This window comes from Bacterioplanes sp. CLAM21, assembly GCF_059641015.1.
Genome location: NZ_CM184929.1, coordinates 3,899,620 through 3,920,817, shown reverse-complemented (window position 1 = coordinate 3,920,817; position 21,198 = coordinate 3,899,620). Strand labels below are relative to the sequence as shown.

Annotated in this window: 18 protein-coding genes; 7 read left to right on the top strand and 11 right to left on the bottom strand. The window is 53.2% G+C overall.

The window, feature by feature from the left end; translation table 11 throughout:
• Nucleotides 1-82: 82 nt before the first annotated feature.
• Together AC55FS_RS17955 and AC55FS_RS17950 are read right to left on the bottom strand one after the other, a co-directional pair.
• Entirely contained in the window at nt 83-502 is a 420-nt protein-coding gene (locus tag AC55FS_RS17955) for a VOC family protein (RefSeq protein WP_496933667.1), read from the bottom strand.
• Nucleotides 503-602: 100 nt separating this feature from the next.
• Entirely contained in the window at nt 603-1,340 is a 738-nt protein-coding gene (locus AC55FS_RS17950; RefSeq protein ID WP_496933666.1) for a glutathione peroxidase, read from the bottom strand.
• 200 nt (nt 1,341-1,540) lie between these two features.
• On the opposite strand from AC55FS_RS17950, the gene AC55FS_RS17945 reads away from it, so the two are divergent.
• Nucleotides 1,541-1,924, top strand: a complete 384-nt coding sequence (locus AC55FS_RS17945) for a hypothetical protein (RefSeq protein WP_496933665.1) — start codon at nt 1,541-1,543, stop codon at nt 1,922-1,924.
• Here the strand turns inward: AC55FS_RS17945 and AC55FS_RS17940 are convergent.
• The 3 genes from AC55FS_RS17940 to AC55FS_RS17930 all read right to left on the bottom strand — a co-directional run bounded on the left by AC55FS_RS17940 (nt 1,915) and on the right by AC55FS_RS17930 (nt 4,737).
• A complete protein-coding gene (locus tag AC55FS_RS17940) occupies nt 1,915-2,457 on the bottom strand; it encodes a YbhB/YbcL family Raf kinase inhibitor-like protein (protein WP_496933664.1) in 543 nt (180 codons plus the stop codon). The genes AC55FS_RS17945 and AC55FS_RS17940 overlap by 10 nt on opposite strands.
• 92 nt (nt 2,458-2,549) lie before the next feature.
• Nucleotides 2,550-3,353: a helix-turn-helix transcriptional regulator gene (locus AC55FS_RS17935; RefSeq protein WP_496933663.1), complete on the bottom strand. Its 804-nt coding sequence runs from the start codon at nt 3,351-3,353 to the stop codon at nt 2,550-2,552.
• A gap of 40 nt (nt 3,354-3,393) precedes the next feature.
• Nucleotides 3,394-4,737, bottom strand: coding sequence for an OmpP1/FadL family transporter (locus tag AC55FS_RS17930; protein WP_496933662.1), 1,344 nt, complete (start codon nt 4,735-4,737; stop codon nt 3,394-3,396).
• Nucleotides 4,738-4,890: 153 nt separating this feature from the next.
• On the opposite strand from AC55FS_RS17930, the gene AC55FS_RS17925 reads away from it, so the two are divergent.
• Nucleotides 4,891-5,730, top strand: coding sequence for a sugar nucleotide-binding protein (locus tag AC55FS_RS17925; protein WP_496933661.1), 840 nt, complete (start codon nt 4,891-4,893; stop codon nt 5,728-5,730).
• A gap of 7 nt (nt 5,731-5,737) precedes the next feature.
• Here AC55FS_RS17925 and AC55FS_RS17920 read toward each other — a convergent pair whose 3' ends face one another.
• From AC55FS_RS17920 to leuS, 4 genes are all read right to left on the bottom strand, one after another.
• Nucleotides 5,738-6,331 (bottom strand): hypothetical protein, encoded by a 594-nt coding sequence (locus AC55FS_RS17920; protein WP_496933660.1) that lies wholly within the window; start codon nt 6,329-6,331, stop codon nt 5,738-5,740.
• 207 nt (nt 6,332-6,538) lie between these two features.
• Complete coding sequence (gene holA, locus AC55FS_RS17915; protein ID WP_496933659.1) at nt 6,539-7,543, bottom strand: DNA polymerase III subunit delta; 1,005 nt, start codon at nt 7,541-7,543, stop codon at nt 6,539-6,541.
• On the bottom strand, nt 7,540-8,040 hold the full coding sequence (locus AC55FS_RS17910; protein WP_496933658.1) for an LPS-assembly lipoprotein LptE: 501 nt from the start codon (nt 8,038-8,040) through the stop codon (nt 7,540-7,542). Before AC55FS_RS17910 ends, holA begins: the two co-directional genes overlap by 4 nt.
• Nucleotides 8,030-10,621, bottom strand: a complete 2,592-nt coding sequence (leuS, locus tag AC55FS_RS17905) for a leucine--tRNA ligase (RefSeq protein ID WP_496935990.1) — start codon at nt 10,619-10,621, stop codon at nt 8,030-8,032. The genes AC55FS_RS17910 and leuS overlap by 11 nt, the downstream gene beginning before the upstream one ends.
• Before the next feature lie 339 nt (nt 10,622-10,960).
• Here leuS and AC55FS_RS17900 point away from each other — a divergent pair, with 339 nt between their 5' ends.
• From AC55FS_RS17900 to AC55FS_RS17880, 5 genes are all read left to right on the top strand, one after another.
• Nucleotides 10,961-11,611, top strand: a complete 651-nt coding sequence (locus AC55FS_RS17900) for a c-type cytochrome (RefSeq protein WP_496933657.1) — start codon at nt 10,961-10,963, stop codon at nt 11,609-11,611.
• 60 nt (nt 11,612-11,671) lie between these two features.
• On the top strand, nt 11,672-15,310 hold the full coding sequence (locus tag AC55FS_RS17895; protein ID WP_496933656.1) for a hydantoinase B/oxoprolinase family protein: 3,639 nt from the start codon (nt 11,672-11,674) through the stop codon (nt 15,308-15,310).
• 78 nt (nt 15,311-15,388) lie between these two features.
• Complete coding sequence (gene grxD / locus AC55FS_RS17890) at nt 15,389-15,709, top strand: Grx4 family monothiol glutaredoxin (protein ID WP_189388420.1); 321 nt, start codon at nt 15,389-15,391, stop codon at nt 15,707-15,709.
• Nucleotides 15,710-15,902: 193 nt separating this feature from the next.
• On the top strand, nt 15,903-17,318 hold the full coding sequence (locus AC55FS_RS17885; protein ID WP_496933655.1) for a DUF4856 domain-containing protein: 1,416 nt from the start codon (nt 15,903-15,905) through the stop codon (nt 17,316-17,318).
• Between the two features lie 81 nt (nt 17,319-17,399).
• Complete coding sequence (locus AC55FS_RS17880) at nt 17,400-18,587, top strand: imelysin family protein (RefSeq protein ID WP_496933654.1); 1,188 nt, start codon at nt 17,400-17,402, stop codon at nt 18,585-18,587.
• Nucleotides 18,588-18,647: 60 nt separating this feature from the next.
• Here AC55FS_RS17880 and AC55FS_RS17875 read toward each other — a convergent pair whose 3' ends face one another.
• Both AC55FS_RS17875 and AC55FS_RS17870 read right to left on the bottom strand, forming a co-directional pair.
• The gene (locus tag AC55FS_RS17875) at nt 18,648-19,946 is read right to left on the bottom strand and encodes a DUF4382 domain-containing protein (RefSeq protein WP_496933653.1); all 1,299 of its coding nucleotides are present in this window, start codon (nt 19,944-19,946) and stop codon (nt 18,648-18,650) included.
• Nucleotides 19,947-20,076: 130 nt separating this feature from the next.
• Complete coding sequence (locus AC55FS_RS17870) at nt 20,077-21,192, bottom strand: DUF1513 domain-containing protein (protein ID WP_496933652.1); 1,116 nt, start codon at nt 21,190-21,192, stop codon at nt 20,077-20,079.
• Between the last annotated feature and the right edge of the window lie 6 nt (nt 21,193-21,198).

Below are 21,198 nucleotides of genomic sequence, written 5' to 3'. Positions count from 1 at the left end.
GGGCGCCAGTATGGAATGGCTCACTTGTTAGTAAAAGTTGATTAGATTTATGAAATCGATAGCTAACAAGTATTGAGCTGCTTTACCACTCACCGCTATTAGTCATCGACGCCCAGGGCTCTTGTGCCGGCAAGGCCTCGCCTTTTTGCAGCAGCTCAATCGATATGTTGTCTGGGCTGCGCACAAAGGCCATGCGACCATCTCGCGGTGGACGGTTAATGGTCACGCCAGCGTCCATTAAGGTTTGGCACAGGGCGTAAATATCGTCGACTTCATAGGCCAGATGACCAAAGTTGCGGCCACCGCCATAGTGTTCGCTGCAATCCCAGTTATAGGTCAGCTCAATTTCCGGAGCACCGGTTTCAGTGGCCAAAAATACTAGGGTAAATTGGCCGGCCGGTACGTCTTTTCGGCGTATTTCTTTAAGGCCTAAAAGATCACAGTAAAAATGCAGCGAGGCGTCGAGATCACTCACTCGCACCATGGTATGTAGATAGTTCATTGCCAGCTCCGGTTAGTTATGCGATGCCTACCATACAAAAAAGCCCGGCTACTCAACAGCAGCCGGGCAAGGGGAATTGATCAATTTAATAGTTCAGTATTTACGCCGACAAAAATGCAGACAGCTCTTCGCTACCCCCAATCAGCTGATTGCCTATGTACACCTGAGGTACGGTTTCACGGCCGGTAATAGCTCGCAGCGAGGTGGTACTGGCATCGCGACCCAACACAATTTCTTCGAACTGAATGCCCGCTTGCTTCAATTCGTCTTTAGCGCGTGCGCAGAACGGGCAACCTGGCTTGGTAAACACCGCTGCCGATTGTGGCAGCTCGGCCTCGGCATTGATGTAGTTCAGCATGGTGTCGGCGTCAGACACTTCAAAGGGGTCGCCTGGCTTTTGTGGCTCGATAAACATCTTTTCTACCACGCCATCTTTCACCAGCATGCTGTAGCGCCAGCTGCGCTTGCCAAAACACAGGTCAGCTTTGTCGACCAGCATGCCCATGCCATCGGTAAACTCGCCGTTACCATCAGCAATCATGCGAATGTTCTCGGCTTCTTGGTCTGCCGCCCAAGCGTTCATTACAAAGGTATCGTTGACGCTGACGCAGACAATTTCATCCACACCATTGGCCTTAAATACGGGCGCCAGTTCGTTGTAGCGTGGCAAGTGCGTGCTGGAGCAAGTCGGTGTAAAAGCACCTGGCAGAGAAAACAGCACCACAGTGCGGCCTTTAAAAATATCGTCACTTTGGACGTTGACCCATTCGTCACCGACGCGGGTCGGCCAGGTGACAGATGGAACAGTTTGACCTTCTTTGTTGATCAATTCAGACATGTATAGCTCCTAAAACAATGTGCTAGAAAGGGCACTCCGGGCGGCCTTTCGTTGAAGTCGGGGCCAGTATGCTGTGATGGCTCCTATTGTTGAAATCAATAAACTAAATCGAATAGTTAGTTTTTGACAATCTTTGTCCGGCGCCAGCCGCTGGGTATACTGTTGCCAGCGAGTAACCTAAGTGAACAGCGGAGAGGCCCATGCTGCTAGAGAACAGTTCAGACTTGATTGCGCACATAGAGCGCACACAGCTGACCAATGGTGAGCCTGTTGACTTGGCACACCTGATTAATGGCCAGGTTCTGGCAGTCAGCAGTGATGCGTTGGCGTTGTACAGTCGCGCTGATGCTGTTCAGGATGCTCTTGGCAATGGCCTGCTGAGCAGCGTTGCTCTGCCTGAAGGCGTGCGCTTGTCAGTACAAGACGATGGCTTTATCCAGCGACATCGCGCCGGTTATGTGGGCTTGAGCGATGATTATGTCTTGCTGATTACCCTGAACGATGTGCAGTTGTTCGCCAGCAAGTCAGACGCATTGCGCAATCAAAACGAGCTGGCGCGGTTGGCACTCAGCGATCAGCGCTGATAAAGGCCTTCGAGGCTGGCGGTTTCTAATGCGTGGGCATTGAGGTAATAACCGACTTGTGCGGCTGGCGTATCGGCTGACAAGGGCAGTGCCTCGACGTCCAAGGCAAACAACGTCAACTGATAACGATGCGGCTTATCGCCAGCGGGCGGGCAAGCACCGCCAAACCCTAGACTGCCATAATCGGTTCGGCTTTCTATTGCGCTGGCTGGCATATTATCGCTACCACTGGCTGCGCTTGGCAGCTGCTGCAGATCCGCAGGCAGGTTATACACCAGCCAGTGCCACCAGCCACTGCCGGTGGGCGCATCGGGATCGTAGAGGGTGATGGCCAGACTGCGAGTGCCTGCGGGCACACCTGTCCAGCTCAGCTGTGGCGATGCATTACTGCCATTGCAGCCAAAACCATCAAATTCCTGTGCTTTGCTCAGCGAGTGTCCGGCACGGATATCAGTGCTGCTTAACGTTAACTCAGCTGCGGCTTGGCTGGTTGCCAGCACAGCGCTTAAGGCCACCAAGGTGAAGGCTTTCATATTTTTCTCCATTGCGGATAACGGAGGCTGCAGTGTACGCAAGCGGTGTTTGTCGCAAGATGCGCAAACGTTCGGCGAGTCGCCGCAAACGGTCAATCTGACAGGCTGTGGCGCAGCGCTTGGGGGGTCATGCCAAAACGCTGGCGAAAACGTTCAGCAAAACGCGAGGCGGATTGGTAGCCACATTCCAGTGCCAGTTGTTGAATGGGGTGATGTGTCGTTTGCAGCAAGTTAAGCCCGTGCACCAGGCGCCATTGCTCCAACAGTGGGCGAAAGCCAGCACCTTCTGCCTTGAGTTTACGTCTAAGGCTTGATTCGCTGATGGCCAGTGCCTGGCAAACCGCCTCTAACGTCCAGTCGTGGGATAAGTCCTGTTGTACCAAGCGTTGTAACTTGTGCCGCCACTGCAAACTGTGTCCGGCTTGAAGTTGGGCGGCAAAGCCGAGCTGCAGTAGACGATCGAGGATTTCCCTGCGCCTATGGGCCAGCCAGTTTGATTGGGCCGGTAGTTGCAGCCACTGAGCGATTAACTGCAATAACAAGGGATCGTGGGTGCTGATTTGCGGCTGATGACTAACTGCAGCGGTGGGCAGATGCATCAGCTGTTCGGCATCAAAGGCCAAAATCAGCGCGCGATAGCCGTAGGTCGGTTGTGGGTGGTTGGTGAAGGTCAGCTCAGTGCCGGCCGGTACCATTAGCATCTGGCCTGCCGCTACGCTGTTATGGCCTGGGCCGTGTAACTGCTTCTCGCCGCGCAGCACAATCATCAGGGTCGAGTGTTCAAACGGCACGGCGTGCAGTGCTTGCGCACTTTGCGCACGAAAGGCAGTCACCAACCCATTGTTGGGTTGATTGACTGCCGCCTGCCACAGTTGCTCGTCGCAGGGAATAACCATCGGCTGGGGCTCCACGAAAAATGGCCACCAGCTTGTGGCATTACATCGTCCAGCGCAAGCCAGCGGCCATGGAGTTAACGTCCGTGGTCATCTCGCCATTAAGGCGAGCACCTGCAGTCATCAAGTTGTTCTGATCGATATCGCGCTGCTGCTGCAACGTATGCTGAAAGCCGAGATCTAGGGTGAGCTGCTCGCTAACGACGTAGCTGAGGCCAACGGAAATCGCTCGATAGTCGGCAAAACCAAAGTCGACCGTGACTCGGTCATCGTCGATGGGAGACTGATCGTAGGCAAAACCTGTGCGCAGTTGCAGCGCTGGTGACAGCTGATAGTCGACACCGGCTGCAAAGCGATAGGAGGCATTCCAATCGTATTCTTGCGGTGTTTCGGTGAGCGCCGCTACTGTGCTGTTGCGGCTGTCGATGGCCAGCTCTTGGTAGCGTGACCAGTTAGTCCATGACAGATCCGCCTGCCAGGACCAGTCGCCCTGTTGCTGGAAATAGCTCAGGTTGACCACTTCTGGGGTGACAATTTGAGTGGTACCAGCGGCATTGACGTTGTTTAAGCCGGCTAAAGATACAAAGGTGGCACTGGCCTCAGGAAAGCTGACTTTGGCAGTGCCACTGAGTTCATGGGCGATGCGGCTGCGATAGTGCAAGCCCAGGCGGGCGTTGTCTGACAGGTGATAGAGGGCGCCGGTGGAAAAGCCCACGGCGGTATTATCGCCCTGCATTTCAAATTCACCGTCCAGGGTATCGCTGCCGAGTTCGCTGGCGTTAATGCCCAAGGCGGCACAACTGGCGGCATCCAGTTCGCCCAGGCACAAGGCTGGAGTATTGATAGCGACGACATTTTTTGCGCTGACGTATTGAATGATCATGCTGAGGCCGAGATCGAGTGACGAGGTTGCTGAGAAGCCCAGCGCCAGTCCTAAGTCGATGCCGGTAATATTGCTTTCACTCACCTGGTAGCGCGATAGCGACCCTTTACCAAAGTCGGTGCCCGTTGCGTACGGAGCATTCAGATAAAGTCCGGCGGCCATGCCGTCACGGATTTGTTGAACTGCGTAGAAGGTGGGCAGCAGGTCAAAATTATCCGCTTTGGCAGATTTTCCCTGAATGGGCACGCTGCCGTCGGCGGTGGTTGCGTCGCCGTCGAACTCAGACTGTACCGAAATACCAGCGAGATTGATGGCGATTTCATCACCTACGAGTAGCATGGCTGCCGGGTTGTAATACGCGGTGGATGCGTCGCTCCCAGAAGCCGCGCCGCCGGAGAAGGCATTGCCCAAGCGTAAAGCGGATTGTTCATCGACATAATAGCCCTGAGACCAGCCGGAGGAGGCGGCCAAAGACAGGGCGATGGCTAAGCATGATCGTTGCATTGTGTCCATTCTCATATTTATTCTGTGGTACGAAAGTACCCAAAAGAGCTTGGCAGGTAAATACTTTGTTGCCTGCTACTCGATCTGGATGAAGCAGGCTGTCAGTCACTGCGACTGGTGGCATAATCGCTGCAAACGCTTATCAGCAAATGGATGATTCTCTTGGTCAATACTGGATTCAGCCCCTTAGTCGCAGGAGCCGATCGGCCGGTCGGGCAGCACCTGATTCGCTTACTGCAGCAGCAGGATTATTTTTACAAAGGTCTGTCGTTGGAGTCGCGTGAACGCTTGCCTGCCACGGGTGCTATGCCGGTGTTGGTGTTGTTACCGTCGATGTGGCGCAGCGATGATCTGGAACATATTCCCTATTGGCTCGATCTGGCCCAACAAGAAGATATGCCAGTATTACTGGTATCGTCGATGTCGGTATACAAGGCCGCCGTCGACACTAGCTACCGCGAAAGTGACGATGCCTTCGACGATTCGGAGCTAGCGCAGACCCTGCTGCAGCTGGAGCAGAAAGCACAGGAAAATCCGCGCCACCTGATTTTGCGTCAAGCCCAGGGTTTTTCGCTACAGGGCGGCGACTATGCCAGTGAGTGGCTAAATCGCATGCGCTCACAATCCTTGCTCGAGTTTGATATGCAACGACCGTTCAATCCCACTCCGGCTGACGATATTGCTGAAGTGCTGCTCGCTATGCTGAAGCAAAGCTTTTGCGTCGATGGTCTTTGGGGAACCTATCACTTTGGCGGTGTGGAGCCGGTATCGTCGTACGCATTTGCTGAGGCTTTGTTAGCTGAAGCCAGTCAGTACGAGGATTTGAGTCAAACGGATTTGCGTTCGCGGGAGGGGGGCATTATGCCGTCAATCTGGGCTCCGCAGAGCAACCATACATTGTTATTCCATACCTTTGGCATTCAACCCAAAGCCTGGCGCCAAGGGTTAAGCCGCTTGGTGCGGCGCTTCTATCGGGCTGAGCAGGGCGATTGACCCCTGCTCAGGCGATGCTGAAGCTGCCAGCTTCTTGATACAAGCCCATCAATTTATCGGTAATAATGCTGCGAATACTGTCCTGCTCCAGCGATGACAAGCTGGTCAATTCGCTCAGGCGCAGACGATGCAAGTGCAAGCAAGGCAGTTTCTCGTTGAACTCGCGCAAGTCACCCTTCATCAGCACAGGCAAGAACGGGTCATCTGAGTTGGAGCGGCGCAGAATCTGGCGGATGCCTTCCTGGAACGGAATTGGCACAGAGCGCACTTTTTTGTTTTTGTGCGAAATCACCAGGTACAGGCCTTTTTTGCCAATCAAGTTGCCCGGAATCACATGCAGACCAGTCGGGTGCACGGCTTCGCGAGTAAGGTGGCTAAAGGTGTCGTGGAAGGCATATGGATCCGGCAGAATAACCATCTGACGGTTTACTTCTTCCGGGAAGAAAATACTGTAGTTGGTGTACAACTGGCGCACTGACGTTGAAAACACACAAAAGCGGTTTTCAAATAGCTTGATGAAATCAATGGCGCGCTGATGCTGGTGGAGCTTATCAAGATCCCAGACCAGATCAGAATTCTTCTGTTGTACTGCAGTATTCATAACCAGCCTCTAGTTGCTTCTTAGATGCCTGCTCATGGCTCGAGTTCGGCATGGGTGTATGTTAAGCGAAAATAAAACAATTTCTATGGCCGTTGCTGACCTATGTCGGGAACTGACGCTATTTGTCAGTTCTGGATAATCGCTGATCAGTGTTAAGTATAGGTGGGTCGACCAACGAGGTCTGTGAACTAGCCTGCAGCTTCGGCGTTAACTGCCCACCACTACGCCAATACAGAGCAGACTGACCAATTCTGACAGTAATAGCCAAGGATCGTCACCGCTGCCTTTAATGGCGTTATCGGTCTTATTGGAGAGACGCAGAGCGTCATATAACTGTCGCAAGGTCAGTCTTTGCAGGGCTTTTTTATAAGGCCCTTGTTGTCTTGGCCAGACGTTTTGTTGTTTGAAGGCAGCGCTCAATTGCTGGCCTGACTGGCCGTGAAGAGAGATCAGTTGGCGTATTTTGCGATTCAAGGCGCCAACAATCATGATGGCATCGACCCCTTCGCTGTGAAGGTGGGTGAGCATGCGACAACTGTGGACAAGATTGCCTTCCAAGCAGGCGTCTGCCAAGCCAAAGGCATCAAAGCGCGAACTATCGCCAATGGCGTCGGCGATGATCTCTTCGGTAATCTGTGCGGTGCCGAGCAGTCGCAGTTTTTCAATCTCTTGTACCGCAGCCAATAGGTTGCCTTCGGTTTGCTGAGCCAGCGCCGCCAGAGCACCGGGGTCAGCGTGCAGACCTGCGGCATGTAAACGGCGTTGCAGCCAGCCTGAGTACTGAGCTCGTTCGATTGGCCAGATCGGCAGAAACACACCGGCTTGGTCTAAGGCTTTGAACCAGCTGGTTCGCTGTGTTTTGGCGTCCAGCCTGGGCATGACCACGAGTAACAGGTTGTCCGGGTTTGGGTGCTCGGCTAAGGCCTGTAAACTTTCGCCTTTATCCGAGGGTTTGCCATTGCCAACGCGCACTTCCAACACCCGGCGTGAGGCAAACAGCGACATGGCGTTGGCTTCTTCGCGCAGAGCTATCCAGTCAAAGCCGGCTTCGGCATGAAATAGCTGGCGTTCCTCGATACCTTGCTGGTGTGCTTTGGCGCGAATGGCGTCGCAGGCTTCCATCACCAATAAAGGATCGTCACCGGAAACCAGATAGCAGCTGGCCAAGCCCTTATTGAGGTGATCCTGCAATTGGTCCTGGCGCAGCTTCATGGGGTGTTGAGCTGAGTAAACTGCAGACGGCGCATTAATTGACTGGCCAGGTCTTCAATCAACGCCTGACGCTGAGCGCGCTCGGTATTGTTGGTACCAGTAACGTTATTGATGTCATTGGCAAAGATGCGTCGTGCTTCGAGTTGGTATTCGATAGTGCTATCGCTGCTATTGCGAACTAAGGTCGCACTTAAGCGCCCATTCAGCTCGTATTCCGATACTTGGCCATCACTGCCGACAGACAGTTCACGGCGTTCGATCTCTGGGGCAGCGACCAGCAGCTGCACCGGAGCATCACTGGCACTGGCGGTTAGTAGCACGCCGCTGAACTGCAACTGCAAGCGCAATTGCTGATCAAAGCGTGCCCCTGCCTGGCTGTGCAGATGCATGATTTGCAAGGCCGAGGGCAGCTCGGTGCTACCACGCAGCTGCCAGCCGCAGCCTGATAATATCAGGCTGGCTGCCATCAGGACGGCGGTTAGTGCTTTAGTTCGCAACGATATTCACCAGCTTGCCAGGTACCACAATCACCTTGCGCACGGTTTTGCCATCGATCTGCTTTTGCACCGCGTCGTCGGCCATGGCCATGGCTTCCAGCTCGTCTTTGCTGGCGCTGGCTGAGGCCTCCAGTTTGGCGCGCACCTTACCGTTAACCTGCACCACCAGCTGAATGCTGTCTTTTACCAACGCATCTTTATCAACAGCGGGCCAGTCGGCATCCAATACCAGACCTGATTGGCCAAAGGCTTGCCAGATGACCTGGCAGATATGCGGCGCAATCGGGCTTAGCATACGCACTGTGGCCTGCAGACCTTCGTACACCACAGCGGCGCCTTGATCCTGGCTGCGATCGGCCTTTTGCAAGGTGTTCATCAGCTCCATGATGGCGGCGATACCGGTATTAAAGTGGTAACGACGGCCAACGTCGTCACTGACCTTGGCAATGGTTTCATGCACTTTACGGCGTACGTCTTTTTCGTCTTTGCTCAGGGCTGCAGTATCAACGGCTGCCGGCAAACCATTGCTGACCAGCTCATGGGCCAAGCGCCATACACGTTGCAGGAACTTCTGTGCGCCTTGAACGCCGTTTTCTGACCACTCCAGGGTTTGCTCTGGGGGCGCGGCGAACATGGTGTACAAACGCACGGTGTCGGCGCCGTAAATGTCGATGGCTTCTTGCGGGTCCACGCCGTTGTTTTTCGACTTGGACATTTTAATCATGCCCTCGTGCTTCAGCTCTTTGCCATTCCACAGGGCTTTGACCAAGCGGCCTTTGTCGTCGCGCTCAGCTTCAACATCTTTCGGCGCCACGTATTCTTTGCCGCCTTTGTCGTTTTGGTAGCTGAACGCATCGGCCAGCACCATGCCCTGGCACAGCAGGCTAGCAAAGGGCTCATCGCCCTTCACCAGGCCAACGTCACGCATCAGCTTGTGGAAGAAACGCGCGTACAACAGGTGCAAAATGGCGTGTTCAATGCCACCGACATATTGATCCACTGGCAGCCAGTAATCGGCCTCGGTCGGATCCACCATCTGGCTGTCGTCCCACGGCGAGCAGTAGCGAGCGTAATACCAGGACGATTCCATAAAGGTGTCGAAGGTATCGGTTTCGCGGAATGCGGCTTCACCTTCAAATTCGATGTTTTCGAATGCTGGGTTATTTTTAATCGGGCTGTTAACGCCGTCCATGACCACATCGGTCGGCAGTTCAACCGGCAGCATGTCTGCAGGCGTCGGAACTTGCTCGCCGTTGGCTTTGTTGATCATAGGCACAGGGGTGCCCCAATAACGCTGGCGGCTAACGCCCCAATCGCGCAGGCGGTAGTTGGTTTTTACCTGGCCTTTACCGGCATCGGTTAACCATTTGGCGATGGCGTCAAAGGCGGCATCAAATTCCAGACCGTCAAACTCACCCGAGTTCACCAGCTTGCCTTTTTCGGTGTAGGCCTCGGCTGACAGGTCAAAGTCGGCAGGTGTTTCGATCACCTGGTTGATGTCCAAACCGTATTTTTGCGCAAATTCAAAGTCACGCTGATCGTGGGCGGGCACGGCCATCACAGCGCCGGTGCCGTAATCCATCAGTACAAAGTTGGCGACCCAAATCGGCACTTCTTTGCCTGAGATTGGGTGGATCGCCGTCATACCGGTGGCGATGCCTTTTTTCTCCATGGTGGCAATGTCCGCCTCAGCGGTACCGCCTTTTTTGCACTCTTCGATAAATGCGGCCAGCTCTGCATTGCCTTGGGCAGCTTCGGCGGCCAGCGGGTGACCGGCGGCGACAGCCACGTAGCTAACACCCATTAGGGTATCCGGACGAGTGGTGTACACCTCAAGTGATTCTTCACGGCCCTGCTCTTGACCTTCTTTTTTAACGCCAAAATGCAACTCAACGCCCTGGCTCTTGCCAATCCAGTTGCGCTGCATGGCTACCACTTGCTCAGGCCAGCCTTCCAGTTGCTCCAGGTCATTCAGCAATTCTTCGGCATAGTCGGTGATGCGAATAAACCACTGTGGAATTTCTTTGCGCTCAATCGGGGTGTCGCAGCGCCAGCAGCAGTTGTCGATTACCTGCTCATTGGCCAATACGGTTTTATCGTGCGGACACCAGTTCACTGCCGACACTTTTTTGTAGGCCAGGCCTTTTTCGACCAGCTGAGTGAAGAACCACTGCTCCCAACGGTAATACTCAGGTTTGCAGGTCGCCAGTTCGCGGCTCCAGTCATAACCAAAGCCCAACGATTTTAGCTGGCCTTTCATGTAAGCGATGTTTTCATCGGTCCATTTGCCGGGCGCGGTATTGTTTTTGATGGCGGCGTTTTCTGCCGGCAAACCAAAAGCATCCCATCCCATTGGCTGCATGACGTTTTTGCCCTGCATACGCTGGTAGCGGGAGATCACATCACCAATGGTGTAGTTACGCACGTGACCCATGTGTAGTCGACCGCTGGGATAAGGAAACATGGATAGGCAGTAGAACTTTTCTTTATTGGTGTCGACGACAGCCTTAAATACCTGGTTCTCTTCCCACTGCTGTTGCACAGTGGCTTCAATTTCCTGCGGTTGATAGGTCTCTTGCATCATGGTGATCTGTTTTTTGGGAGGTTAAAAAAGATTTGGCAGTGTACCGCAATGGTGCCAGAGGAGCTATGGCGCACAGCGGCTTGGGATAATGCTGGCTTTAACTTTTTAGTTTTGACCGAGCTATTCGGACATAGGCCATTACAACAGTCACAAAGCGTTTTTTCTCGATCACAGGGCTATTGATACATGTCAGCTTTGGTGTCGATTTTTTGACCTTGTCTTGTCCCGCCTCTTGGCCCACCTGGGCAATCATCGTAATGTGGCCGCGCTGCACAGTGAAGCGCAGCCATCAGACTATTTCGCATCCCATCAGCAACGGATTTACGAAACGACATCATGAACAGAACTTCCTTATTTCGTCAGCTAAAACTGCTGGCGACCTGGACGCTGGCAATGCTGGCGCTACCGCTGCATGCGGAATCGGTTGAGCAGCTGCTGCAGGAAATGGCCGTTATCGAGCAAGACCCCAAGCAACGTCAGGCTGCCATCAGTAATGGTGAGGAGCGAGCGCAACTGTGTTTTCGCTGTCATGGCCGTGACGGTAATAGTACCCGCGATTACATTCCCAATTTGGCCAGTCAAAACGCTGCTTATTTGTTTACCCAGTTTGAGAAGTTTGCCAACGGTCAGCGCCAGGACTATGTCATGAGCAAACTGGCGAAGCACTTATCACCACAAGATCGCATTGCCATCGCCTTGTATTACGCCGATCTCGATGTGATTGTGCGCCAGCAGCCTGTGCCGCCAACGGCCGAAGGTGAGCGTATCTATAACTCCATGTGTTTTGCCTGCCATGGTAAAAGTGGTCACGGCAGCGTGACTTATCCACGCATTGCTGGCCAGCCATTTGAGTTTATGGAAACCACACTGTTGAAGTTTTTGCACAATGACCCTGATCGTCGTGACTCGCCCATGGTGTCGGTGATTAAGAACCTCGATGAGCAACAGTTGAAGGAAGTCGCGGCTTACGTTGCTCATATGCCCTAAGCAGGTCACTGTTTGGCAATCTGATACACTGTCGCACCTGTTATGGAATAAGGGTGCGACATGTCTGACCCCACGTCTTTACCGCCAACCGAAGGTGGACCTGGCTGGCGTTTCTGGATCGACCGAGGTGGAACCTTTACCGATCTGGTGGCACAGACTCCTGATCAGCAGCTGCTGAGTTATAAGCTGTTGTCTGATAATCCAGAGCACTATGCCGATGCCGCCGTTGAAGGCATTTGCAGGCTGCAAGCATCGCACCCTCAGCTAACGGATCACATTGAAGAAGTGCGCATGGGCACCACGGTGGCGACCAATGCTTTATTGGAGCGACGTGGACAGCCGACGGTATTGCTGCTTTCTCAGGGGTTGCGCGATCAATTACACATTGGCTATCAGGCAAGGCCGGATATTTTTGCACTGCACACCCAAGCGCCACAGCTGCTGTATAGCGAAGTATATGAGGTGCCTGAGCGGGTATTGGCCGATGGCACTATTGAACTGTCATTGGATCAAGAAGCTTGCTGGTTACAACTGCAAGAAGCGTATCAACAGGGCTATCGCGCCATCGCCGTGTGTTTGATGCATAGCTATAAATACCCGCAACACGAGCAGCAAATAGGCGAACTGGCACGCCGCATAGGTTTTGAGCAAGTATCTCTAAGCCATGAAGTTAGCCCTCTGATAAAAATGGTGGCGCGCGGCTCAACCACCGTTGCCGATGCGTATTTATCACCGGTGCTCAAGCGTTACCTGCAACAGCTCACAACGGCGTTACCCACGGTGCAGTGGCACTTTATGCAGTCCAACGGCGGATTGACCACTGCACAGCATTTTGCCGGCAAAGACGCAGTGCTGTCGGGCCCTGCAGGCGGTGTTGTGGGGATGGTTAATAGCGCCAAAGCCGATGGTTTTAGCCACCTTATTGGTTTCGATATGGGCGGTACATCGACCGATGTCAGCCATTTTGCCGGTGAGTTAGAACGCCAGCAGGAAACCGAGCTGGCCGGTGTCAGGCTGCGCGCACCGATGACCCAAGTACACACCGTCGCTGCCGGTGGTGGCTCCATCGTGCAGTTTTGCGATGGCCGTTTGCAGGTCGGGCCACAATCGGCCGGAGCCTACCCTGGCCCTGCCTGTTATCGCCATGGTGGTCCACTGACCATTACTGACTGCAACTTGTTATTAGGGCGCATACAGGCAGAGCATTTTCCGGCGATCTTTGGCCCTCAGCAGGATCAAATGCTCGATTTGGATGGCGTTCGCCTGCAGTTTGAACAGTTGGCGTTAGAGGTCAGTAACAGCAGTGGGCAAGCCTTTAGTGCAGAGCAACTGGCCCAGGCTTTTCTCACCGTGGCAGTCGACAATATGGCTGCCGCCATCAGTCAGATATCGACTCAGCGCGGCTACGATCTTGAAAGCTATGTGCTTAATGCCTTTGGCGGTGCCGGCGGTCAGCATGCTTGTCAGGTTGCCCAAGCGTTAGCCATGCGCCAGGTGTATTTACACCCCATGGCCGGCGTATTGTCGGCATACGGCATTGGCTTGGCGGAGCAACGCTGGTTGGCGGAAGCAGCGGTAGGGCAGCGTTTGTTGGACTTCAGTGAGCAGCAACTGGAGCCGCTGTTTGCCCCCTTGTGGCAGCAATACTGTCAGCGTGATGACTGCGATAAGAAAGCCCAGCAACAACGCCGGGTATACCTGCGTTATCAGCAATCCGACACGCCGTTATTAGTCAGTTTTGCTTCTCCCGAAGCTATGCAGCAGCAGTTTGAATACCAGCACAAGCAGCTGTATGGCTTTGTTAATGCAGATCAGCCCATCGTTTTGGATGCCGTGCAGCTCGAATGTGTCTGGGGAGAGCGTACACCGTCAGCCTTGGCGCAGGCGTCTGATGACACTGGTCTTAGTCGTGGCGTCGATACCAGTAGTGGCAGCATTAACATGTATGCTGACGGTGAATGGCAGCAGGTCGCTGTGCGCTCGCGCTCCAGCCTTGCTGTTGGTGAGCAACTGGCTGGTCCACTAATGATTACCGAAGCGACCTCCACGATTGTGGTGGACCCGGGCTGGCAGCTGCACGTCTTGCCGAGCGGAGCATTGTTGCTGCAACAGCAGCAAGGTCATATTCAGCGACGACTCGGGTGTCAGCGTGACCCACTAAGGCTAGAGCTGTTCAATCACACCTTTATGGCCGTTGCCGAGCAGATGGGCCAGGTGCTGGAGCAGACCGCCAGCAGTGTAAATATTAAAGAGCGACTGGATTTTTCCTGCGCGGTGTTTGATCAGCACGGCAATCTGGTGGCCAATGCGCCGCACATTCCTGTGCATTTGGGCTCGATGAGCGACAGCATTCGGGTGGTGATGCAAGGCCATCGCGATATGCGCCCTGGCGATGCTTTTGTGCTCAACACACCCTATAACGGCGGCACTCATCTGCCCGATATTACCGTGGTGAAACCCGTGTTTAATGCCGGCAAAAGGCCTGCATTTTATGTCGCCGCACGCGGTCATCATGCCGATGTTGGTGGCATCAGCCCTGGCTCGATGCCGGCTGATTCAAGCCATATCGAACAAGAAGGGGTGCTGCTGGATAACCTAGTGTTGATGCGAGACGGTCAGTTACAGGCAGGCACTATTCGGGCGGCGCTGGCCAATGCCCCTTATCCGGCACGCAATCCTGAGCAAAACTTGGCTGATTTGGCGGCGCAACTGGCGGCTTGTGAAACCGGTGCACAGCGACTTATACAATTGTGTCAGCACTACGGCGAAGACGTAGTGCAGGCATATATGGGCCATGTACAGGACAATGCGGCTGAGATTTTGTCGCAGGCGTTAAAGACATTACCCAGCGGTCAATTCCACTGCGATATGGACGATGGTAGCCGTATCCAGGTGGCCATTCAGGTCGATCAACAGCAAGGTCGTGCGCGGGTGGATTTTAGTGGTACTGGCTATCGGCCGCAGCAGTTACAGCATCCTGGTAACTTTAATGCCCCGACTTCGGTGGTCCATGCAGCGGTGCTGTACAGCTTTCGTGTGCTGGTCAATAAGCCCATTCCTCTTAATGCTGGTTTTTTCCGACCACTGGAAATCCTGGTGCCTAAGACCTCCATGGTGGCCCCTGAATATCCGGCAGCCGTGGTGTCGGGCAATGTCGAAACGGCACAGTATTTAGTAGATGCAGTCATGGGTGCACTGAATCTCATGGCGGCCAGCCAGGGCACCAATAACAACATCACCTTTGGTGACGCTCAGTATCAGTATTACGAAACCTTGTGCGGTGGCACGGGTGCCAGTGCCTTGGGTGATGGCGTCAGTGCCATGCATTCACATATGACCAATTCACGCCTGACCGATCCGGAAGTTCTGGAGCAGCGTTTTCCTGTGGTGCTGGATTGGTTCCATATTCGCCGTTTGTCGGGCGGGGCAGGTCAGTTTCGCGGTGGCGACGGGGTAGAGCGACATATTCGTTTTTTACAGCCGATGCAGGCCAATATCATCAGCGGTCGTCGCCAGGTGGCGCCCCACGGGTTGGCGGGCGGCAATCATGGCAAGGTCGGGCATAACTTTGTGTTGCGCCGAGCGGGTCAGCTACAGCGTTTATCGGGATGTGATGGCATGCAGTTAGAGGCAGGAGACACCTTGTGTATACATACGCCCGGTGCCGGTGGTTTTGGGGCGGAACTGAACGATGAGTAGCCTACTACGGCTGTCGGGTATTCGACCGGCTGTGATAAACTGCGCGACAAATCCTTGAGCTAAGACTGAGAGAGCACCATGGAAATAATGGACGTTATCAAAGACCAGATCGAAAACAACGACATTCTGCTGTACATGAAAGGCTCCCCCAACCAGCCTATGTGCGGCTTTTCTGCTCAAACCGTGCAAGCGGTAATGGAATGCGGCCAAAAGTTTGCTTATGTTGACGTGCTGTCGAATCCAGATATTCGCGCCAACTTGCCTAAGTACGCCAACTGGCCAACCTTCCCGCAGTTGTGGGTAAAAGGTGAGCTGGTCGGTGGCTGTGACATCATTACCGACATGCATCAAAAAGGTGAATTGAAGCCTTTGCTGGAAGAAGCAGCTCCTGCTGAATAAGCGCCACGGTATGAAAAAGCCCGATCATTGATCGGGCTTTTTTGTGGCTGTTTGTTGTGTACGGAATATAGGCGTTAAACGAAACATAACCCTACAAACTATCACAGATTGAGAATCGTTTTCATTGTATTTGTCTTTTGCTAGTATCTGCTCACCTAATTTTTAACCCTTCAAATTTTAAGGCAACAACACTATGCAAGCGATTAAAGGCTTATCTGTGTTATCGGCCGCCATCCTATTGGCGGCTTGTGGTAGTGACGATAAAGACAGTGATAACAAAAACAATGTTAACGCCCCCACAACTTATACCTTTGATAGCCAGGTAACTGCTGGTGAGTCGTCCGTTTCTTACGGTGGTCAGGTAGCGCGTAATGTGCTGATCAATGAATTAAAAACCTTGATTGGCAGCCCCTTGCTGACGTCTGAGTTGGGCAGCAATGATTCGGTTCAACAAGCGGTATTGGATAAGCTCAATTTAATCTACCAGGTCGGTACCAGTACACCCGATGGCCAAACCTATAATTTAACCTCGCAAAACGCCTATACCCTGGCGCTGGAAGAAACGCCGGTCGGCGTTTCTTTAACCGCAGGTTCGTTGCTGCAAAACGGATACGCCGATCTGAGCAGTGACAAACATCTCTCCAGTAAAATGGCGGGCATAGATAATGCCCTGGCGATGGCGGAATTTGTTGGCTGGGATATCTCTGCCGATAGCGACAACGCCAAGCCGGATGCACTGTTACAAAGCTGGTTTGCGGCCATTGCCGCTCAGGCCGCCAACCCTGAACATCAGGGTATGGTGTATGTTTCTGCGACGGGTCTGGATTACCAACAGTTAATTCAAAAATTTCTACTCGGCGCCGTATCATTTTCGCAAACCGCTAATGATTATTTAAAAGCCGATAAAGGCCTGCTCAAGCAAAATAGTGCCGGTGATAAAGACGGCAGCAAGCCGTATACCTCGTTGGAACATCAGTGGGACGAAGGCTTTGGTTATTTTGGTGCGGCGCGTGATTACAACAACTACAGCGATGCTGAGCTAAAAGCGCAAAAAGATAACGACAGCAATGGCGATGGCCAGATTGATTTAACGGCTGAATACACCTTTGCTATGGCACAGTATGCCAATAAGCGTGATGCCAGCATCGAAGGTTGGGATAGCAGCAAAAAAATCATGGATGCCTACCTAAAAGGCCGCCAAATCATTGTGAACAACTATGGCACGGACCCAGTGGCTGGCGAAGGCTACCATGCTGAGTTGGTGGAGCAGGCTGAGATTATTATCGAGACCTGGGAAGAAATCTTTGCGGCTAATGTGATTCACTACATTAATTCGACGTTAGCCGACATGGCGAAGATCGAAGGCGACGATTACAGCTTCGATAAGCACGCTAAACATTGGAGCGAAATGAAAGGTTTTGCTCTTGCGCTGCAATTTAACCCCATTGCCGAAATTGAGTTGGATGAGTTAACGCAGTTGCATGTATTGCTCGGTCAAGCACCCGTCTTAGCCGGTGGTGACGTGGAGGCTTATCAGCAAGCGCTGACGCAAGCGCGTGATTTGCTGGCGGATGTTTACGACTTTGATGGCGATGTGAGTCAATGGTAAGCCATCGGATCATCGAATGATTTAAACACGGGGTCGTCCGCTTGCGGGCGGCCCTTTTGTCGTTTTTGTGCGGAGTTTTTTATGATGAAAAAGTCGGCTTTAACTTTATTGTCTTCGGCGCTGGTGTTATCTGCCTGCGGCGGCGGAGGTTCTTCTTCTGGCAGTGATAGTGGTAATGGCACCGATGCTTGCACGGGCCTGAACACTGATGGCTTTAACTGCGCTCAAGTGTTGGCTGACCTGGATCAGGTGCAGTACCAAGCCGCTGAACAGTTTTCGACTGAGTTGGCTAATTTGCAGCAGCAAACCAATACCTATTGCAGTGCGATCGGTGGTGATCAGCAAGCAACGGCACGCTTAGCTGCGCAGCAAAGCTGGAAGCAAGCCATGCTGAGCTGGCAAAAGCTGGAAGTGATGCAGTTTGGCCCTGTCAAAGAATACCGTAATGCGTTTTATAGCTGGCCGCTAAGCGTTAATAAAACCTGCAATATGGACGGTGTTATAGCTTCAGGTAACTTTGCCAGCACGACACCACAATTGCGTGGCCTGCCTGCCGTTGAATACGTACTGTTTGCTGATGCGCCGCTGGCCAGTTGCAGTGATGCGCCAGAGGCCGCCGCCGATGCTGCTAAACGGTGTGCTTTTGCCCAGGCTGCGGTTGAATCGATGCGTACCAACGTCGCTAATATGAGCTTTGATTTGGGCAACTATGAGCCCGCCACAACTCCAGGTGGCCAGGCGGCAGCGCAGCAAATATTTGAAGCCTTGTTTTACGTCTATAACCAGACTAAAGGCGAAAAGCTGCAAAAAACTGTCCTGCCCGAAACCGCAAATGACGTATTTGAGGCCGATAAGCTGGAGCTGGCGTTTACGGATATTAATGCACAAGCCATAGCCGCCAATCTTGAAGGCGCGATGGCATTGATGTCTGCTGGCAAAGGTAATAACGGTGGTTTTGCCGCTTATTTAGTGGCGGCCGGTCAAGCTGACCTTGCCAATAACATGTTGAGTTCTTTGCAAACCGCAATTGATGGCGCTAACGGCTTAAATGCCAGCATGCGTGATATCGTCACTACGGCAGCGGCAGACAACTCGGATAACGATGTTGATGTTTGCATCAATGCCGATGCCACGAGCAGCGGCAGTGATGTTGCTGAGCTGTGTGCGCTCGACAGTAAAATCAAAGTCTTTACCGATGATCTAAAAGGTCAAATGGCATTAAACTTGGGCTTAACCGTGCCCAGTGATGCCGAGGCTGATGGCGATTAAAATCGAAATAAAAAGGGCACCGAATGGGTGCCCTTTTTTTATGTCGCGGATATTGTTTTTTTAACCTGCACTACTGCCACCGTCGGTGCTGGAGTCATTGTTTTCTTCACCACTGCCATCACTGTTACTGTCATCACTGCTATCGCCATCCGCGGAAGCGCCATCGTCTGTGCTGGAATCTTCTGAACTGGAATCATCATCTGAGCTCGTATTGCCATCGTCCGTGCTTGGGTCTTCATCGTCTGAACTAGAGTCGTCGCTGCTGCCGTCCTCCGAGCTACTATCGTCATCTGTGCCTTCATCATCGTCTTCATGACCGACATTGCTGTCATCTTCACTGCCGTCGAGAATAAACTCGGCATCACCAGCTTCGATATTGACTACCTCTGTTCCAGCAAAGGTTAATTCGTCAGCCGCTTCAGGATCATCGCTGCTGGCATCACAGGTATAACTCAGGGTGTAGGTGCCCGGTTCTAAAAAGCCTAGTTCAAATGTGTATTTGTCTTCCTTGGCATTAACCAGGGCGGTCAGTACCGGGTCACCATCGTTACCTTGTAAATCTTGGGGTGTTGCTTCGCCTGAGAACACATAGACAGCGCCATCATCCAAAGAGGCATCGGCACATTGCGCAGCAATCAGTTCGCCGGCAACTTGGCCTTCAATTTCTCGTGCGGTTTCATTGCTCACCAAACGCATGACGGGCTTCATCATCACGCCGCCGCGACCAGGGTTGCTGTTAAGGGATTTGCGCAAATCAAAATCAACGGTGAAGTCGGCGCTGCCGGTATCGGGCACAGTAAAACCCGACACCAGTTTGAGCTCAGGATTATTACCCGGCAGCCATAGTTCTTCCTGACTGCCGTCTTTCATTTCGACATAAGAGTCGAGGTTTTCGTCAAGGCTGGCATTGGCTTCTAACCGCACCCATTCATAGTCGCCGGCAGGCACTTCGACAGCGTCTAACAGTTCGGCTGAGCTACTGCCTTGCAGGCTAAGCAGATCAATGGCTATGGGCGCTGGAAAATCAAAACGCAGGGCCTCACCTTCAGCAGGCTTAATACTGACGCCGGTAAACTCAACGATGACCTTGCTGGCGTCATCGACAGGAGCGTCCGTGATATCGAGGGAAAATTCGCCCAAGCCATCACCCGCGACGCTTCCTGCGCCTGAATTGCTATCTCCTGAGCTGCTATCGCCGCCAGAGTCACCACCGCTTGAGCCGCTGTCTCCACTATTGTTGCCGTTACCACTGTCGGTACTGGTATCTGAATCACTGGAGCCACCGGAACCACCGCCGCAGCCGACCAGGGTGAGTGGGGTGGTGATGGCTAACAATAGGGCGAGGCGTAACGGGGTCATAGCGCTTTCTCCTGACAGTGAGCTGATCATTTATCAGACTTATTTATCAGGTTATGCCGATGGTTGCTGCAGTGCAGCCTGTGTGGGCAAAAAACAGCTGACTTTGTGATGTTGTGCACGCACTGCAGGGCTAAACAATACGACCGTGCAAGTGATTCTCCCACCAGATACCTGTTTTTACCGACTTGGTTAGCTGTGTCAGCGCGTTGTTATGCCAATGCCACAACTCTCCGGCACCAGCGCTGATCCAACCTTGATTGCCGAGCAATGCAATACCCTTGGCATAGGGCATGGCTTGAGTGTGTTGCACGGCAGGAATTGCTCCCTGCCAGTGACTGAGCAAATGCCCTCTGGGGTTGCTAATCAAGGCCGCATCGGCGTGTGCTGAGTCAGGTGAAAAAGCCCGCACACTGGCGGTATAACCCTGCATATCCCAGTGCAGCCAGTCGTTGTCTTGCTCCAGCAATTGCAGCTGTTCGTTGTCTGGCGTCGCTAGGGCAACACAGGGCGGACGTTCATTGGCGCGCTGATACTGACAGCCGACCAGCACTTTGCCATTGGCCAATATATCCAGATGTCGCGCGCTTAACGCCTGACGCGGCGAGGCCCAACGGTGCAATAGCTCGCCATTATTGCCATCAAGCTTTACCAGTTCAGATTGCATGCTATCGATATTAAGCGCTTTGCGGCCGCTATCTGGGTGGGTGCGTACGCCGGTGTTGGCCAAATACAAATCATCGCCTTGCCTCACTAATTCATGTGGGCCAACGCCGCCCGTTGGCCAGATGTCCAGCAGTTGCAAAGTATTGGCATCGACGATTAATAACCGCCCTTCACCACGGCGATAGTCACTGGCACTGGCATACAACACTTGGCCATCGGCCGAAAAAACGGCGTGGCCTTCTAAATGCAAGCCATCGGGTAGCGGCAAGCTGGCTTGCAAACGACCGGAAAAATCGTAGCGTCGAAGCGGTGCGCCTGGCACCCGCGAGTTGACTAACACACTGCGTTGCTGCGGCACCAAATCGGCCATATGCACCCGTTCTGGCACGGCAAAGTCGGCCACTATGGCGCCTTGGTGATCGAGCACCAGAATACCAAACTGAGTTTCGGTGGCCTGGTCGCGATAGCCAGACACCAATAAGCGCTGACTATTCGGTGCTAGGGCAAAGCCACTGCTTGCCGCTGCTGCTAGCGCCAACGTGGTGCTAGATAACTGCAAAAATTGACGTCGGCTCAGGGTCATAAAGGG

Bases quoted from the DNA above. Each gene is read 5' to 3' on its own strand.
- AC55FS_RS17955 (WP_496933667.1), bottom strand. From the start codon at position 502: ATGAACTATCTACATACCATGGTGCGAGTGAGTGATCTCGACGCCTCG.
- AC55FS_RS17950 (WP_496933666.1), bottom strand. From the start codon at position 1,340: ATGTCTGAATTGATCAACAAAGAAGGTCAAACTGTTCCATCTGTCACC.
- AC55FS_RS17945 (WP_496933665.1), top strand. From the start codon at position 1,541: ATGCTGCTAGAGAACAGTTCAGACTTGATTGCGCACATAGAGCGCACA.
- AC55FS_RS17940 (WP_496933664.1), bottom strand. From the start codon at position 2,457: ATGAAAGCCTTCACCTTGGTGGCCTTAAGCGCTGTGCTGGCAACCAGC.
- AC55FS_RS17935 (WP_496933663.1), bottom strand. From the start codon at position 3,353: ATGGTTATTCCCTGCGACGAGCAACTGTGGCAGGCGGCAGTCAATCAA.
- AC55FS_RS17930 (WP_496933662.1), bottom strand. From the start codon at position 4,737: ATGCAACGATCATGCTTAGCCATCGCCCTGTCTTTGGCCGCCTCCTCC.
- AC55FS_RS17925 (WP_496933661.1), top strand. From the start codon at position 4,891: ATGATTCTCTTGGTCAATACTGGATTCAGCCCCTTAGTCGCAGGAGCC.
- AC55FS_RS17920 (WP_496933660.1), bottom strand. From the start codon at position 6,331: ATGAATACTGCAGTACAACAGAAGAATTCTGATCTGGTCTGGGATCTT.
- holA (WP_496933659.1), bottom strand. From the start codon at position 7,543: ATGAAGCTGCGCCAGGACCAATTGCAGGATCACCTCAATAAGGGCTTG.
- leuS (WP_496935990.1), bottom strand. From the start codon at position 10,621: ATGCAAGAGACCTATCAACCGCAGGAAATTGAAGCCACTGTGCAACAG.
- AC55FS_RS17900 (WP_496933657.1), top strand. From the start codon at position 10,961: ATGAACAGAACTTCCTTATTTCGTCAGCTAAAACTGCTGGCGACCTGG.
- AC55FS_RS17895 (WP_496933656.1), top strand. From the start codon at position 11,672: ATGTCTGACCCCACGTCTTTACCGCCAACCGAAGGTGGACCTGGCTGG.
- grxD (WP_189388420.1), top strand. From the start codon at position 15,389: ATGGAAATAATGGACGTTATCAAAGACCAGATCGAAAACAACGACATT.
- AC55FS_RS17885 (WP_496933655.1), top strand. From the start codon at position 15,903: ATGCAAGCGATTAAAGGCTTATCTGTGTTATCGGCCGCCATCCTATTG.
- AC55FS_RS17880 (WP_496933654.1), top strand. From the start codon at position 17,400: ATGATGAAAAAGTCGGCTTTAACTTTATTGTCTTCGGCGCTGGTGTTA.
- AC55FS_RS17875 (WP_496933653.1), bottom strand. From the start codon at position 19,946: ATGACCCCGTTACGCCTCGCCCTATTGTTAGCCATCACCACCCCACTC.
- AC55FS_RS17870 (WP_496933652.1), bottom strand. From the start codon at position 21,192: ATGACCCTGAGCCGACGTCAATTTTTGCAGTTATCTAGCACCACGTTG.